Source organism: Bradyrhizobium sp. HKCCYLRH2015, assembly GCF_051168215.1.
In the GTDB taxonomy this organism is placed as follows: Bacteria; Pseudomonadota; Alphaproteobacteria; order Rhizobiales; family Xanthobacteraceae; genus Bradyrhizobium.
Map to the genome: position 1 here is coordinate 95,905 of NZ_JBNPUO010000004.1, position 14,744 is coordinate 110,648.

A 14,744-nucleotide genomic window follows, 5' to 3' on the forward strand; every position below is an offset into this window, starting at 1 on the left:
CCATGCGTTGGCCGCGCGTTCATGCAAAGTCACATCTGGTTACGGACGATGTCGGCGCCCGCGCGTCATTGCGCGCTGGAGCCGCCGACCACGATCTTCTCGTTGAGCTTGAAGTCGACCGTCTGCACTGTCTGATCGATCTCGGGGTTGGGCATGCCGAGCTGCTGCGAGATCAGCTTCACCAGAAGGTCGACGCGCTCGATGAAGGGCGCGCCGGCGGCGACGGCGCGCGCGGCCGACGACGGCTTGAGCAGGCTCTCGGCCGCCTTGGCGTATTTCTCGAACGGCACCTGGTCGCTTGGATCGGCGCCGAGCTTGCGCGCGATGGCGTCGACGTGCTCGTAGATCGATTTCGACTGGGCGAGGTTGCCGTGCACGGCGTCGCGGATCGCCTGCGGCTCGCCGCGGGTGATGCAGCGGTAGTTGCCGGTCAGCAGCATCGACCACTTCGCCAGCGGCACGAACAGCGAGTCGAACACCTTCAGCTTCACGGGCACGTCCTGGCCGTCGAGCCTGACCGCGTCGATGTCGCGCTCGAGCTCGCGCAGCAGCGCGTTGTGCGTTTCGTCCTCGAACGCAGCGGCCTTGAAGTTGGTCGGCAGGCCGACATGCAGCACGTTCGCGCCTTCCTCCGGCGGACGGAAGGCCTGCGGATCCGGCGAGCACAGCGTCACCAGCCCGGGCGTGAAGCGTTCCCAGACCGCGGGATTGGTGTAGGCCTCGTCGAGGTCGACATTGGCGAGCGCCGGGATGCGCTTGAGATAGGGCAGCGGCGGCATGTTCATGATCGAGAGGCACGGCAGCCTGGCCTCGGCGATCTTCACCATCAGCACGCGAATGGTGTGGTTGGTGTATTGCGGCTCCTGCATCGCCAGGCCGACCAGGTCGTAGCGCGACAGGTCGACACTGTCCGGCGTGGCGGCGTCGAGCTTGCCCGGCAGGTCGCGCGAGAAGATCGAGCGGTGCGTCGGCTCGTCGCGCAGCTTGATGCGGACTTCGGTGCCATCGCGGTTGATCAGCTCCGCCGTTTTCTTGCGGCAGACCAGCGTCACGTTGTGACCGGCCATCAGCAGCTTGGTGCCGAGGAGGGAGCCGTAGGAGGCCCCGAGAATCAGGATGTTGCGTGCCATGCCTTGGTCGTCCCCAGAGATCGGTTCGAGATTTCGCGTTCGCGTTTCTTATTGGTGATCCAGCCGGACCGAAGAGTCCGTCAGGCGCCCCGCAGGGGCGGACGGAGGCGGTAACCCATTGCCTCGGTTGCTGGCATACCAGAGCTTTCATCCCATGGAATGCGCCGTCTGGCAAGGTGCAGCGCACCCAGGCGGCACCCGGCGCGTGTCGCGGCCGAGCCGGCCAGGCGCGATCGACCTTGCGCTTGGAAATCCGGCGGCTCAGCTCAGCGCCATATAGCGCCCGGGCTTGTGGTTGATCGCGATGATGACGTTGACGATCACGATGCCCAGGATCGACAGCGCCAGACGGTTGACCGGGATGACGAAGAACGCGGCGATCATGATGAGGAAGTCGACGGCGAGCTGGAAATAGCCGGCGCGGATCTTCCAGTGCTCCTGCAGATACAGCGCCAGGATGTTGATCCCGCCGAGCCCGGTGCGATGCCGGAACAGCATCAGCAGGCCGGTCCCGGTCAGGCCGGCGCCGATCACCGTGGCATAGATCGGATCGATATGGCTGATGTCGATCCATGACGTCGTCAGCCGTGAGAACAGCGCGACGAGCCCGACCGCGACGAAGGTCCGGATCGTGAATGGCCAGCCCATGCGCCGGACGGCCAACGCATAGAACGGCAGATTGATCAGGAAGAAGCTGACGCCGAAGCCATAGCCGCTGACGTAGCTCAACAGCAGCGACAGGCCGGCGGTGCTGCCGACCAGCAGTACCGTCTTGCTGTAGATGAGCATGCCGAGCGACACGAACAGCGTGCCCAGCGTCAGCGCCATCGCGTCCTCGTAGAGCTTGTGCCGCTCCTGAGCGACGATCTCGGTCACGGCCTTGGTCCTTGCAGGCGATGGCTCAAAGCGACTTGAACAGGCCGGCGACGCGCGCGACGTCGGCGAGCTTCAGGCCTGCGATGTTGATGCGGCCCGAGGTCGGCATGTACACGCCGTGCTTTTCGCGCAAAGCCATGACCTCGGCCGGCGTCACCGGCAGCAGCGAGAACATGCCTTCCTGGACGCCGATCGCGATCGTGTTGGACCAGCGCCCGCCGAGCGCCTCGGCAAAGCCGCGCCGCAGGCTCGCCAGGCGGAGCCGCATCGACTCGAGCTCCTCGCTCCAGTCGCGTCGCAGATCGGAGCTGTCGAGAATGGTCTTCACGATCGCCGAACCATGGTCCGGCGGCATCGAGTAGCTGGTGCGCGCGATCGCGACGAGATTGGAGCGCGCGGTGTCGGCGGCTGCCTGCGACGTCGCGACGGCATAGAGCGCGCCGGTGCGCTCACGATAGAGCCCGAAGGACTTCGAGCACGACACGGCCACGAGCGCCTCGGGGACGGCCGCGATCATCGTCCGCAGGCCGGCGGCGTCACCTTCGAGCCCGGCGCCGAATCCCTGGTAGGCGGAATCGATCAGCGGCACGAGCCCGCGCGCGGCGATCACGGCGGTGATGCGCGCCCAATCCTCCGCGCGCAGCGGGGCACCGGTGGGATTGTGGCAGGAGGCGTGGATCAGGACGGCGTCGCCGGGCGCGGCGCGCTGCAGTGCCTCCAGCATGCGGTCGAGCTGCAGCGTCTGCGAGGGCACGTCGAAGTAGGGATAGGTCTCGATCTCGAGCCCGGCCGCGGCGAAGATGCCGGCATGGTTGGGCCAGCTCGGCAGGCCGAGCCAGATCTTGCCGGTGCCGGCCTGGCGAACCAGATCGGCTGCGAGGCGCAAGGCGCCGGAGCCGCCCGGCGTCTGCACGCCGGCGGCGTGGACCGGCAAGGCCGTGCCGCCGACCATCGACCACAGCAGGTCGAGGAATGCCTGGTCGCCTTCCGGCGCCACATAGCTCTTGCTGTCCTGGCTCTCCCAGATGATACGCTCGGCAGCTTTCACAGCGCGGAAGATCGGCGAATGGCCGGCCTCGTCACGATACACGCCGACGCCCAGATCGACCTTGTCCGCTCTCGGATCAGCCTTGAAGATGCCGATCAGAGCGAGCAGGGGGTCATCGGGTTGGTGGGTCAAGCGGTCGAACATCGGGGCGATCCTATTGGAGGATGGTCTCGCCAGACGGCCATGGGCCGTTCTTGCGGGCGACGGGACACTATCTTGGTTGCAGCGCAAAAACAGCGGACATTTCGGCGATGCTCCGCTTCGTCAGCTGCATGGGCGGCCGTTGCGCCCTCAGAACTGGCCCTGGCCTGCCTGAGCGTACTGAGCGACAAGCGTCAGCGACTGCCGTCTGAGCCAGAACGAGGCTCGGGGGACGGCTGTGGGGACTCGTTGCGGATCCTGCTCGCGCGCTTGGCGGCAAGCTGGGAGCGAACCCTGCCATCGACTTTGCGTCCGGCCGCACGCTGCCATGTCCGAAGCTCGGCGGCGGTCAGGATCACCTTCACGACACGCTGGTCTGGACGATCGCCGATCGTGTCGATGACCTCCTGAACGCTGGTCAGCCATTCTTCGTAGGTATCGTGCAGATCTGGGCAGATACGCCTGATATCATCCCACTCCTCGGGCTTGAACCAAGCCAGCGCAATCTCCAGAGTTGGCTCCATGTTCATCCTGCTCACCTGTCCGCTCCGAATGATATCTCAAACTCGCGGAGTCCCGAAGCTCTGACGTCTTTCGGCGAGTCAGATGCGCGGCTTGGGCGCGGGCACCCGGTCGGAGTCGCCTGAGTTCGGTTCGCCCTTGGGTTCGATCAGGAGCACCTTGACCTCTTTGGCCGCGCGCGGCCGATGGACGACGCCTCTGGGAACAACGAACAACTCGCCGGCCTTCACCGTTCGCGAGGGCTGACCTTCGATATCCATTTCCATCTCGCCTTCCAGGACGAGGAAGAAGTCATCCGTCGTGTCATGCTTGTGGAACGGGAATTCTCCCATGAACTTCACGACCATCACGTCATTGTCGTTGTAGTCCGCGACCACGTGCGGGTCCCAATGGCCTGAGAATTGGCTCAGCTTGTCGGCGAGGTTCACGGTCTTCATGCGCGAGTCTCCTGCTGCGAGGAATGAGATGTGGCTGTCCAGTCGTCCCGGCTGGTTTGCACGGGATGTAGCTGTTGCTCGAGCGCGAGCAAGCCGATCTCACACGAGACGACTTCGACCGCATGTGAGCGCGACCCGCGAACTCGCGGGTCGTTGTGTTCTGAGCTCAGCGCGGTAACGGCTCAGATGCCGCCGGGCCGATCGAGCTGTTTCAGCCAGACGCCGATGTCGCGCGCCGCGACATTGGCCTGGTCGAGCAGCTTGCCCATGGTGAAGAAGCCGTGGAACTGGCCGGGATGCGTCCGATAGGTCACCGGCACGCCGGCCTCGCGCAAGCGCCGCGCGTAATCGTCGCCTTCGTCGCGCAGCGGATCGGCGCCTGCGGTGAGCACATAAGCCGGCGGGAGCCCGACCAGGGTTTCCGCCTTTGCCGGCGAGGCCCGCCAATCATGGATGTCGGCGGCACTGTTGAGATAGTGGTCGCGAAACCAGCGGATCACCGAATGCGTCAGCAGCACGCTGGTCTCGGGCTCGCTGTGCGAGGGATGGCTCATCGAAAAGTCGGTGGCCGGATAGATCAGCACCTGGCCTGAGAGCTTCGGGCCCTTGCCGTCACGCGCCGAGAGCGCGACGACGGCGGCGAGATTGCCGCCGGCGGAATCGCCGCCGACGCTGAGCCTGGCTGCATCGATGCCGAGCGCGGCGGCATTGTCGGCGATCCATCGTATGGCCGCGGCGGCGTCGTCGACCGCGGCCGGAAACTTGTGCTCGGGCGCGAGGCGGTAATCGACAGAGATCACGATCAGTTCGCCTTCGTGCGCCAGCGCGCGGCAGACCACGTCGTGCGAGTCCAGATTGCCGATCACCCAGCCGCCGCCGTGATAGAACACCAATCCCGGCGCAAGACCGTTGGTCTGCCGCACCGTTTTTGGCCGATAGAGCCGGGCCGGGATTGCGCCATGCGGGGCAGGGATGGCGAGGTCCTTGACCTCCGCAAGCTCGGGCGGCTCGGGATTGCTGACGACGCGCGCGGCCAGGTAGTAGTCCCGCGCTTCCTGCGGTGTCAGCGTCTCATAGGCCGGCCGACCGGCCTCCTGAAATGCCTTGTAGACGGCAGCGGCATCGGCATCGAGTTGCACGGGCATTGCAAAAACCTGTCGGGTTGAAAAGACGGTCGAGTGGAAGGGACGTCAGGCGGCGGTGCGGCCGCCATCGACGGTGTAGGCTGCGCCGGAGACGTAGCTCGCATCATCGGAGGCGAGGAAGGCGACGATCGCGGCGACCTCCGCGCCCTGGCCGAGCCGGCGCGCGGGGACGCGGTCGACGACCTTGTCGGCCGGCACGGGTGCGCCGCTGCGCCCTTCGATGATCGCGCTCAGCATGCGGCTCTCGATCAGCCCGGGGCAGATGCAGTTCACGCGCACATTGGTGCCGGTGCATTCCCACGATGCGCTCTTGGTCAGGCCGATCACCGCGTGCTTGCTGGCGCTGTAGACCGCGATCTGTGGCGAGCCGATCAGGCCGGCGATCGAGGCGGTGTTGATGATCGAGCCGCGGTTCTGCTTCAGCATCACCGGCAGCACGTGCTTGAGGCCGAGAAAGACCCCGATCACGTTGACGTCGAGCACGCGGCGGAACGCCTCCAGCGGATACGCCGTGATCGGCTTGATCTCGCCTTCGATGCCGGCATTGTTGAAGAACACGTCGATGGTGCCGAACCGATTGCAGGCCTGTCGGACATAGGCCGCGACCTGGTCCTCGTCGGTGACGTCGGCGGCCACGGCGAAGGTCTCGGCGCTTGCGGGCAGGCCGGCCGTCGCGGCGGCGAGATCGGCCTCGCGCCGGTCGACGGCGACGATGCGGGCGCCCCGCGCGGCCAGCAGCCGCATGGTCGCGGCGCCGATGACGCCGGCCGCGCCGGTAACGACGGCCACCCGGCAGTCGAGACGGATCGAATCAGACATCGGTTTCCTTCCCTTTGACGCCGGTTCCGTCCGGCTCTTGATCACGACTATCTCATTGGATGAACCGGCTGACCAGCACGCGGCGTGCTGGCAGCTCGCCCTTTCCCCGCCGTATTCGGCATGTTAACGGGAGGGCTGATCGAGAGCGGCGGATGGGTCATGACGCGATTTGATTGTCCCGAACCCCGATTCGCCTGATAAAGCCGCGCGAGATGCACCGAACAATCGTCCTGACCGGTATCGCGGCATTGCTGGCCGCCACATCCCTCACGCTGTCCGTGCCGGCGCGCGCGCAGATCGGTACCATTTTCTCCGATCCGGTTCCGCGCCCGCCGGGCAACATTCCGCGCCGTGGCGAGCCGATTCCGCCTCCCGAGGAAGAGGAGGAGATCCCCGAGCTGCCGCAGGGCCGGGTGCTGCCGGCGCCGACCCGGCCGCCGCCAGGGCAGGGCGCCGCCCTGCCGGGTCCGGTCCAATCCCAGCCGCTGGCGCCGCCGCCGGGAACGACGATCCTGCCACAGAACAATCCTCCGGTCGCGGCCGTGCCGCCGCCCGGCCAGCCGGGGGCTGCGCCCGGTCAGCGGCAGGCGCCGCCACGCGGCGTACCCCAGAATGCGGCGATCCCGCCGAACGGCGCGGTACCGCAAACCCCGGCCACCATCCAGCCGGGCGACGAGGTCGTGACCGAACCGCCGGCGCAGAAGATCGTCAACAAGAAGGCGAGCTTCTCCGGGCTCGACAAGATCACCGGCCGCATCATCAATTTCGACGAGGAAATCGGCGAGACCGTGCAGTTCGGCGCCCTGCGGGTGAAAACCGATGCCTGCTACACGCGGCCGGCCACCGAGGCCGCCAACACCGACGCGTTCGTGGAGGTCGACGAGATCACCTTGCAGGGCGAGGTGAAGCGCATCTTCTCGGGCTGGATGTTCGCGGCCAGCCCCGGCCTGCACGGCGTCGAGCACCCGATCTACGACATCTGGCTGGTCGACTGCAAAGAGCCGCAGACCACGGTCGTCAGCGCCGCGCCGGATCAGAAGCCGGCCGCGGCGCCGCAGCCTGCGCAAAAGCGTCCGCCGCAGCAGCGGCAGGCGGCGCCCAGGTCGCCACCGCCGCCGCAGCAGTATCAGACCCAGCAGGTGCCGCCACCACCGCCGCCGCCCCAGGCGGGCGGACCGTTCGGCGGAGTGTTCAGATAACCGGCGCTCAGCCGCGCGCGGCGATGATCGCGAGTGCCTCGGCGCCTGAGATCGGCCGATCAACCGCCAGCCTGGCGAAATTGGCGGCCGGCCCCCTCAGGGCCTTTTCGAGCAGCACGGTGTAGCGCCGGCGCGGGATCTCGAGGGCGCCGAAGGTCTTGAGGTGCTCGGTGACGTATTGGGTGTCGAGCAGCTCGAAGCCGCCGGCGATCAGCCGCGCGACGAGATGCACCAGCGCGACCTTCGAGGCGTCGCGGGTGCGGTGAAACATGCTCTCGCCGAAGAAGGCGCGGCCCAGGCTGACGCCGTAGAGGCCGCCGACCAGCTCGCCATCCTGCCAGCATTCGACGCTGTGGCAATGGCCGAGCGCGTGGAGGCCGCTATAGAGCTCGCGGATGCGCTTGTTGATCCAGGTGTCCTCGCGGCCGGGCTGCGGCGCGGCGCAGCCATCCATCACCGCCTTGAAGGCCTGGTTCACGGTCACGGTGAAGGCATCCGACCGGACCGTGCGCGCCAGGCGCGAGGCGACGCGAAAGCCGTCGAGCGGAATGACGCCGCGCAGCTCCGGCTCGACCCAGAACAAGGTCGGGTCGTCGGCGCTTTCGGCCATCGGGAAGATGCCGCAGGCATAGGCACGCAGCAGGACCTCGGGCGTGATCTCTGACGCTGCGGAGTCGCGCGTATTCATGAGATCAGCATAGCAGGCCGACGTCGGCCGCGCGATGGTCGCGTTCCGTCCGCGCCAGCTCAACCGACCGCGGCAGAAGCGGGCTTGGGAGCATGCTTTTCGAAGCGGAATCGGACGACGATCTTGGTGCCGGCATGGTTCGGGTCCGGGCCGACGCTGGCATCGAGCTTGGTCGCCATGGCGCTGACGATGCGCTGGCCCATGCCGGTCGAGCGCGGGTCGCTGGTCGCGTTGAGGCCGACCCCGTTGTCGGCGATCGACAGCATGATGTCCTCACCCGCGAGCTTCAGCTCGACATGGATCGGGCCAGGGCCGTCGGGATAGGCGTATTTGACCGCGTTCATGACCAGCTCGTTGACGACGATGCCGATCGCGACCGCGCGATCCGGGTCGATCTCGACCGGCTCCGCCTTCAGGGTCAGCCGCGACATCCGGTTGCCCTCGGCCGAGCGGCGGAGGTCGTCGAGCAGCGAATCCAGGTACTGGTTGAGCAGCACGCTCTTGAGGTCCTGGGACGTGTAGAGGCGGCGATGCACCTGTGCCACGGCGGCGACGCGGCCCATGGCGTTGGTCAGCGCCGCCTTGACGTCGTCCTGATTGCTGGAGTTGGCCTGAAGATGCAGCAGCGAGGCGATGATCTGGAGCGAATTGCCGACGCGGTGATTGACCTCGCGCAGCAGGACCTCGCGCTCGGCGGCCAGCGCCGCGTAGCGGTCGCGTGACGCCCGCACCTCGGCCTCGGCCTCGTCGCGCGCCTTCTGCAGCCGTGCCTGCCGCACCGCGCCTTCGGCTGCGACCTGCAGCAGCGGGATGAACTCGCCCTGCACGTCCTTGACGAGGTAGTCGGCCGCGCCCGCCTTCAGGGCCGTGACCGCGATCTTGGAATCCTGTGAGGCGGTGACGAACACCACCGGCGGTGGTTCGGGCAGCGCCATGATGCGCTCCAGCGTCTCGAGCCCGTCGAAGCCTGGCATGTACTGGTCGAGCGCCACGACGTCGATGCCGCCGCGCTCCAGCCGCTGCAAGCCCGCGCTGCCGTCGCTCGCGTGTTCCACCGTGAAGCCCAGGCGCTTGAGCCCGCGCTCCACCAGCCGCGCCAGCGCCGCGTCGTCGTCAATGTAGAGCAGCGTGGGGGCGGCGGAGCTCATGCGGCGGGCGGAACCTGGATGACGGAGAAGAACAGGCCGAGTTGGCGAATGGCGTTGGCGAAGCTTTCGTAGTTGACCGGCTTGGTGATGTAGACGTTGCAGCCGAGTTCGTAGCACCGCTTGATCTCCTGCGAGTCGTCGGTCGTGGTGAGGATGACCACGGGCGCGCTCTTCAGGAAGCTGTTCTGCTTGACCATCTTCAGGATGTCGATGCCGGTCATGTCCGGCAGGTTCAGGTCGAGCAGGATCAGCAATGCGTGCCCCTTGTGATCGAGGCCGGTGCCGTCAGCACCCAGCAGATACTTCACGGCATCTGTACCATTGGTGAACGGCTTGATCTCGTTGTTGACGCCGGACCGGCGGATGTTGCGCTCGATCAGGCGGGCGTGGCCTTCGTCGTCCTCGATCATGATGATCGTCACGGGCATGGTCATCGGTCTGAATTCCGGTTTGAGGCGTTCCAGTTGATCGGGAGCGTGACGGTGAACGTGCTGCCCTGGTCGAGCTCCGACGCGACCGACATGGTTCCGCCGAGCCGGCGCACCAGCGCGCGGACATGCGCCAATCCAATCCCCTGACCCGGACGGTCCTGGGTCCCGGCGCGGCGGAACAGATCAAAGATACGTTGATGATCCCGGGGATCAATCCCCCGGCCGTTGTCCGTGATCTCGAAGATGGCGAAACCGAGCTTGGTGCGGGCGCGAATGGCGATGTCGCCGGGAACGCCCGGCTTGAGATATTTGATGGCGTTGTCGATCAGGTTGGAGAAGATCTGCTCCAGCGCCAGGCGGTCGCTGACGATGGCCGGCAGCGGTTCCACGCGGATGGTGGTGTCGGTTTCGGCCGCCTGATGCGCCAGGGTCGAGACGATGCCCTCGATCAGCTCGCGCGTATCGACCCGCACCGGCACGAACTCGCGGCGGCCCTCGCGGGTCAGGTTGAGGATGGCCGAGATCAGCCGGTCCATCTTGGCGATCGAGGATTTGATGAAGCCGAGCGCCTCGGTGAAATCCTCCGACAGCTGCTGGTCGGCGCCTTCGAGCTCGGGCTCGGTGCCTTCCGCCGGCGGCGGCGCGTCGGAGGCCGCCCGCGCCAGCGTCGCGATGCGCCGGAAGATATCGTTGCGCAGTTCGTCGAGCTCGCTGGTGAAGCCCATGATGTTGACCAGCGGCGAGCGCAGGTCGTGGCTCACGATATAGGCGAAGCGCTGGATCTCCTCATTGGCCTCGCGCAGATCGGCGGTGCGCTCGTCGACGGTGGCTTCCAGATTGAGATTGCTCTCGCGCAGCTGTGCCTCGGCATCGTCGCGCGCGCGGGTCGAGCGGCGCACCAGCAGCACCGAGATGATGGCGAGCACGACGACCAGCGCCGAGCCGGTGATGGTGACGATGGCGGCGAGCTGCTGGCTGGCATCGGCATTGGCGGTCCGCAGCGCCAGCAGCCGCTCCTCCTCGAGACGCATCGCCTCGGCGGTGTCGCGCATGGTCTTGCTGCTGCTGGTCGAGCCCGCGTCGCGGACCAGGGCGATCGCGGCGGCGAGGTCGCCGCGCGCGACCAGCAGCTTTTCGCGGTCGAATTGCGACAGCCGGGTCTCGATCACGCTGCGCAGCGTGGCGAGATTTTCAACCTGGGCGGGGTTGTCCGCGACCAGCCCATGGAGCTTCTCGAGCACCGGCCCGATCGCCGCGACGGCCGCCTCGTGGTCGTTGAGGAACTCCTGTCCCTGGGTGAGAAGGTAGGCCCGCGCCGCGCTCTCGGCGCGCCGCACCTCGAGCAGCAGGGCGTTGATCTGGTTCTCGGCCTCGACGGTGTGCACCACCCAGGCGCTGTCGCTGCGGGCCTTGTTGACCAGCAGAACCGACGCCGTGCTGACCGCGACAAGCACGAGGAAGCCCGCTGACAGCAGCAGGACCTGTCCCAGCGTGCGCCTTCGTCTCACCTCAGGCGCCACCGCATACTCGCACGTCGTTGAAAATCACTGCCCCCTGGCGGAACTGATCCGACCCACCAGAACGCGGCTGCGGCCGGATGGTTCCGCTTCGGATGACAGTTTTCTGAATGCGGCCGCTCAGTCGGTCTTCTGGCCGGCCAGATACTGCTCGAGCCAGTGGATGTGATAGTCGCCGTCGATGATCGCGGGCTCGCGGACCAGGGCGCGGAACAGCGGCAGCGTGGTCTCGATGCCGTCGACCACCATCTCGTCCAGCGCGCGCCGCAGCCGCATCAGGCACTCGACCCGGCTCTTGCCGTGGACGATGAGCTTGCCGACCAGCGAGTCGTAATAGGGCGGGATCACATAGCCCTGGTAGACGGCGGAATCGATGCGGACCCCGAGGCCGCCGGGCGGATGGTACTGCTGGATCTTGCCGGGCGAGGGCCGGAAGCTGACCGGGTTCTCTGCGTTGACGCGGCACTCGATCGAGTGGCCGTTGATGACGACCTGGTCCTGGCTCATCGGCAGGTCGCCGCCGGCGGCGATGCGGATCTGCTCCAGCACGAGGTCGATCCCGGTGATCATCTCGGTGACGGGATGCTCGACCTGGATGCGCGTGTTCATTTCGATGAAATAGAACTCGCCGTCCTCGTAGAGGAATTCGATGGTGCCGACGCCGATATATTTCAGCTCCTGCATCGCCTTGGCGACGGTATTGCCGATCTTGGCGCGCGCGGCCGCATCGAGCACCGGGGAGGGGCCTTCCTCCCAGACCTTCTGGTGGCGGCGCTGCAGCGAGCAGTCGCGCTCGCCGAGATGGATGGCGCCGCCGCGGCCGTCGCCGAGCACCTGGATCTCGATGTGGCGCGGCTTCTGCAGATACTTCTCCAGATAGACCGAGGCGTCGCCGAACGCCGATCTCGCCTCGTTGGCCGCTGTGGTCAGCGCCAGCTGCAGATCGGCCTCGGTGTGGGCGACCTTCATGCCGCGGCCGCCGCCGCCGGCGGCGGCCTTGACCAGCACCGGGAAGCCGATCTCCTTGGCGATCGCCATCGCGTCCTGGTCGGGCGTCACCGCACCGTCGGAGCCGGGCACCACCGGAATACCCAACCGCTTGGCCGTCTTCTTGGCCTCGATCTTGTCGCCCATCAGGCGGATGTGCTCCGCCTTCGGCCCGATGAAATGCAGATTGTGGTCCGCAAGAATCTCGGCGAAGCGCGCGTTCTCCGACAGGAAGCCGTAGCCGGGATGCACGGCGTCGGCGCCGGTGATTTCACAGGCGGCGAGCAGGGCGGGGATGTTGAGATAGCTGTCCTTCGACGGCGGCGGCCCGATGCAGACGCTTTCATCGGCGAGACGGACATGCATCGCATCGGCGTCGGCGGTGGAATGCACCGCGACGGTGGAGATGCCGAGCTCCTTGCAGGCCCTGAGGATGCGAAGGGCGATTTCGCCGCGATTGGCGATGAGGATCTTGTCGAACATTGTGCCTCGGGCGCGAGTGGCGAGTAGTGAGCGGCGGACGTGGAATGGCGGACCATTCGCTCGTCGCCGTCCGCTAGTCGCGCTTATTCGATGATGACGAGCGGCTCGCCGAACTCCACGGGCTGGCCGTCCTCGACCAGGATCTGCGTCACCGTGCCGGCGCGCGGCGACGGGATCTGGTTCATCGTCTTCATGGCCTCGATGATCATCAGGGTCTGGCCGACCGAGACCTTGGAGCCGACCTCGACGAACGGCTTGGCGCCGGGCTCGGGCGCCCAGTAGGCGGTGCCGACCATGGGCGAGGGCACCACGCCGGGATGTTTTGACAAGTCCGCGCCGGCGGCTGCCGCGGTGGCGGCCGCGACCACGGGAACGCCAGCGGTGGCGGCTCCGATGGCCGAATGGACGGCCGCCGCAACGGTCACGTTGCGGGCAACGCGGATGCGAAGGCCGGCACGCTCCAGCTCGATCTCGGTCAGGCTGGTCTCATCCAGCAGCGCTGCGAGCTCGCGAATGAGCTGGCTGTCTTCGGATTTCGCGATGGTCTTGTCGTCGGGCTGGGGCGCCATGATCTGATCCGGAACGTTGGGATGCGTGAGGACTGTGACGTCAGGCTTGCGCTAGATGTCGGTCTGCGTGACGGCTTTGGCGCCGATCTTGGCGGCGAGGCCGGTGATCGCCAGCCGGTAGCCGTCGATGCCGAAGCCGCAGATCGAGGCAAACGCGGCCTTCGCGGTGAAAGAATGGTGCCGGAAGCTCTCGCGGGCGTGGATGTTGCTGATGTGCACTTCGACGGTGGGAATCTTCACCCCCATCAGCGCGTCGTGCAGGGCAATGGAGGTATGAGAGTAGGCGCCGGCATTGAGGATGATTCCGACCACACCGCGGCTGCGGGCCTCATGGATGTGATCGACGAGCACACCCTCATGGTTCGACTGCCGGCATTCCGCCGTCAGGCCGAAGCGGGCGGCCGTCTCGACGCACAGCCGTTCCACGTCTGCCAGGGTGGCATGGCCGTAGGTCTCCGGCTCGCGGGTGCCCAACAGGTTGAGGTTGGGTCCGTTGAGGACATAGATCGTGTTGTGCGCGGCGTCGGCCATTCCCATCCCGGCGGTGTGGCGGCAGTGGGCGGCGTTATAGGTAACAAAGCCGCCAAGGGGAAGCCTTTCGGCAGCCGGGTAGGCTGACCGAGGCTTGGTCCGTCACACGAAAAACCGTCTTAAGAGTACGAAATTGCTGAACAACCGGCTTTGTCCACGGGACTGCACGCGTTGCGTGTGATGGCTCCCGCGCGCGCTTTGCGCAATAGGTTGGGGCGGGCATTGCTGCCCGCCCCTCGTTCTCGTCGCCTGCCTGGTCGGGATCAGACGTTGAGAACCGCGACGATCTCGTAGGTGTGAGGATCGATCACGACGATCTGCTCGCGAACCAGGATGAAGTCATATCCGCGCCACTCCGGATAGATCGTCACGACTTCGGTCGGGAGCGGGTGGAAGTGAACCTCGCGCGGCACCCTTGTGCCGACGGAAATGTTGAAGTTGACGTTGGTCACCGGCTCGACGCGCTGGCTGCGGATCACCGTGGTGATCTTGGTGCGCTGCTCGGTGGTGAGCTTGGCAGCGGCGCCGGCCTGTCCGGTGGTGGTCTGCGAACGCTCGGTGCCGGTCTTGGTTTCGGCATTGGTGCTGGTGCCGGTCTTGCTGTCGCGACCCTCGGCCTTCATGTTGTTGTCGCGACCCTCGCGACCTTCGGCCTTCATGTTCTTGGCGCCGCCCTTGCTGTCGCTCTCGGTGCTCGCGCCCTTGGTGGCCGGGCCCTTCATGCCGTCCTCGGCGTGCTGGCTCTTGGTCGCACCGGGCTTCTGTTCCGATTGACTGGAGCGCATGTCGGACGCGCCGCCGGCCGCAGGCGAGGCGCTGTCGCGATGCATCGCGCCGCCGGGCGCGTTCATGCCGCCGCTCGATGCTCCGCCGGCAGCACCGCCGGTCGCGCCGCCCTGCATGGCTGCGCCGCCGGACTGTCCAGCTGCGCCGCCCGCACCGCCGGCACCTTCCGCATGAGCAAAACCTGCACCCGCCAGGAGCGCGATTGCAGCAACTGATACCATCAAGCGATTGGTCATCCTCTATCCTCCTCGTATTGGCACTGCCCGCGCCGACAACGGCAGGAAGTA

Annotated in this window: 16 protein-coding genes; 1 reads left to right on the forward strand and 15 read right to left on the reverse strand. The window is 66.6% G+C overall.

The genetic code is table 11. The features are described 5' to 3' along the window. Positions 1–65: 65 nt before the first annotated feature. The 7 genes from ACQR1H_RS11610 to ACQR1H_RS11640 all read right to left on the reverse strand — a co-directional run bounded on the left by ACQR1H_RS11610 (position 66) and on the right by ACQR1H_RS11640 (position 6,118). Complete coding sequence (locus ACQR1H_RS11610) at positions 66–1,130, reverse strand: ketopantoate reductase family protein (protein ID WP_315800176.1); 1,065 nt, start codon at positions 1,128–1,130, stop codon at positions 66–68. A 261-nt stretch (positions 1,131–1,391) separates the two neighbouring features. Beyond that, on the reverse strand, positions 1,392–2,006 hold the full coding sequence (locus ACQR1H_RS11615) for a YitT family protein (protein ID WP_434863599.1): 615 nt from the start codon (positions 2,004–2,006) through the stop codon (positions 1,392–1,394). Between the two features lie 25 nt (positions 2,007–2,031). Continuing rightward, on the reverse strand, positions 2,032–3,198 hold the full coding sequence (locus ACQR1H_RS11620; RefSeq protein WP_315800174.1) for an amino acid aminotransferase: 1,167 nt from the start codon (positions 3,196–3,198) through the stop codon (positions 2,032–2,034). Positions 3,199–3,389: 191 nt separating this feature from the next. Beyond that, on the reverse strand, positions 3,390–3,725 hold the full coding sequence (locus ACQR1H_RS11625) for a hypothetical protein (protein WP_434863600.1): 336 nt from the start codon (positions 3,723–3,725) through the stop codon (positions 3,390–3,392). Between the two features lie 72 nt (positions 3,726–3,797). After that, positions 3,798–4,154, reverse strand: a complete 357-nt coding sequence (locus ACQR1H_RS11630) for a cupin domain-containing protein (RefSeq protein ID WP_315800172.1) — start codon at positions 4,152–4,154, stop codon at positions 3,798–3,800. A gap of 182 nt (positions 4,155–4,336) precedes the next feature. Beyond that, the gene (locus ACQR1H_RS11635; protein WP_315800171.1) at positions 4,337–5,299 is read right to left on the reverse strand and encodes an alpha/beta hydrolase; all 963 of its coding nucleotides are present in this window, start codon (positions 5,297–5,299) and stop codon (positions 4,337–4,339) included. A 45-nt stretch (positions 5,300–5,344) separates the two neighbouring features. Next, complete coding sequence (locus tag ACQR1H_RS11640; protein WP_434863601.1) at positions 5,345–6,118, reverse strand: SDR family NAD(P)-dependent oxidoreductase; 774 nt, start codon at positions 6,116–6,118, stop codon at positions 5,345–5,347. 212 nt (positions 6,119–6,330) lie between these two features. On the opposite strand from ACQR1H_RS11640, the gene ACQR1H_RS11645 reads away from it, so the two are divergent. Beyond that, positions 6,331–7,317 carry a DUF2155 domain-containing protein gene (locus tag ACQR1H_RS11645; protein ID WP_316236584.1) on the forward strand — a complete coding sequence of 329 codons (987 nt, stop codon included), beginning with the start codon at positions 6,331–6,333 and terminating at the stop codon, positions 7,315–7,317. A 7-nt stretch (positions 7,318–7,324) separates the two neighbouring features. Here the strand turns inward: ACQR1H_RS11645 and aat are convergent, their stop codons facing one another. From aat to ACQR1H_RS11685, 8 genes are all read right to left on the reverse strand, one after another. Continuing rightward, positions 7,325–8,005: a leucyl/phenylalanyl-tRNA--protein transferase gene (gene aat, locus ACQR1H_RS11650; protein WP_315800168.1), complete on the reverse strand. Its 681-nt coding sequence runs from the start codon at positions 8,003–8,005 to the stop codon at positions 7,325–7,327. Positions 8,006–8,064: 59 nt separating this feature from the next. Then, entirely contained in the window at positions 8,065–9,153 is a 1,089-nt protein-coding gene (locus tag ACQR1H_RS11655) for a sensor histidine kinase (RefSeq protein WP_315800167.1), read from the reverse strand. Next, on the reverse strand, positions 9,150–9,587 hold the full coding sequence (locus ACQR1H_RS11660; protein WP_172109443.1) for a response regulator: 438 nt from the start codon (positions 9,585–9,587) through the stop codon (positions 9,150–9,152). The genes ACQR1H_RS11655 and ACQR1H_RS11660 overlap by 4 nt, the downstream gene beginning before the upstream one ends. Continuing rightward, entirely contained in the window at positions 9,584–11,104 is a 1,521-nt protein-coding gene (locus tag ACQR1H_RS11665; protein ID WP_434863602.1) for a sensor histidine kinase, read from the reverse strand. The genes ACQR1H_RS11660 and ACQR1H_RS11665 overlap by 4 nt, the downstream gene beginning before the upstream one ends. Before the next feature lie 117 nt (positions 11,105–11,221). Continuing rightward, complete coding sequence (gene accC / locus ACQR1H_RS11670) at positions 11,222–12,571, reverse strand: acetyl-CoA carboxylase biotin carboxylase subunit (RefSeq protein WP_315800165.1); 1,350 nt, start codon at positions 12,569–12,571, stop codon at positions 11,222–11,224. Between the two features lie 83 nt (positions 12,572–12,654). Further along, positions 12,655–13,140, reverse strand: a complete 486-nt coding sequence (gene accB, locus ACQR1H_RS11675; RefSeq protein WP_315800164.1) for an acetyl-CoA carboxylase biotin carboxyl carrier protein — start codon at positions 13,138–13,140, stop codon at positions 12,655–12,657. Positions 13,141–13,191: 51 nt separating this feature from the next. Next, positions 13,192–13,671: a type II 3-dehydroquinate dehydratase gene (gene aroQ / locus ACQR1H_RS11680; RefSeq protein ID WP_315800163.1), complete on the reverse strand. Its 480-nt coding sequence runs from the start codon at positions 13,669–13,671 to the stop codon at positions 13,192–13,194. A gap of 263 nt (positions 13,672–13,934) precedes the next feature. Then, on the reverse strand, positions 13,935–14,693 hold the full coding sequence (locus ACQR1H_RS11685) for a DUF1236 domain-containing protein (RefSeq protein ID WP_434863603.1): 759 nt from the start codon (positions 14,691–14,693) through the stop codon (positions 13,935–13,937). Positions 14,694–14,744: the final 51 nt, after the last annotated feature.

Coding starts and splice junctions, on each gene's coding strand:
- ACQR1H_RS11610 (WP_315800176.1), bottom strand. CDS start 1,130: ATGGCACGCAACATCCTGATTCTCGGGGCCTCCTACGGCTCCCTCCTC.
- ACQR1H_RS11620 (WP_315800174.1), bottom strand. CDS start 3,198: ATGTTCGACCGCTTGACCCACCAACCCGATGACCCCCTGCTCGCTCTG.
- ACQR1H_RS11625 (WP_434863600.1), bottom strand. CDS start 3,725: ATGAACATGGAGCCAACTCTGGAGATTGCGCTGGCTTGGTTCAAGCCC.
- ACQR1H_RS11630 (WP_315800172.1), bottom strand. CDS start 4,154: ATGAAGACCGTGAACCTCGCCGACAAGCTGAGCCAATTCTCAGGCCAT.
- ACQR1H_RS11635 (WP_315800171.1), bottom strand. CDS start 5,299: ATGCCCGTGCAACTCGATGCCGATGCCGCTGCCGTCTACAAGGCATTT.
- ACQR1H_RS11640 (WP_434863601.1), bottom strand. CDS start 6,118: ATGTCTGATTCGATCCGTCTCGACTGCCGGGTGGCCGTCGTTACCGGC.
- ACQR1H_RS11645 (WP_316236584.1), top strand. CDS start 6,331: ATGCACCGAACAATCGTCCTGACCGGTATCGCGGCATTGCTGGCCGCC.
- aat (WP_315800168.1), bottom strand. CDS start 8,005: ATGAATACGCGCGACTCCGCAGCGTCAGAGATCACGCCCGAGGTCCTG.
- ACQR1H_RS11655 (WP_315800167.1), bottom strand. CDS start 9,153: ATGAGCTCCGCCGCCCCCACGCTGCTCTACATTGACGACGACGCGGCG.
- ACQR1H_RS11660 (WP_172109443.1), bottom strand. CDS start 9,587: ATGACCATGCCCGTGACGATCATCATGATCGAGGACGACGAAGGCCAC.
- accC (WP_315800165.1), bottom strand. CDS start 12,571: ATGTTCGACAAGATCCTCATCGCCAATCGCGGCGAAATCGCCCTTCGC.
- accB (WP_315800164.1), bottom strand. CDS start 13,140: ATGGCGCCCCAGCCCGACGACAAGACCATCGCGAAATCCGAAGACAGC.
- aroQ (WP_315800163.1), bottom strand. CDS start 13,671: ATGGCCGACGCCGCGCACAACACGATCTATGTCCTCAACGGACCCAAC.
- ACQR1H_RS11685 (WP_434863603.1), bottom strand. CDS start 14,693: ATGACCAATCGCTTGATGGTATCAGTTGCTGCAATCGCGCTCCTGGCG.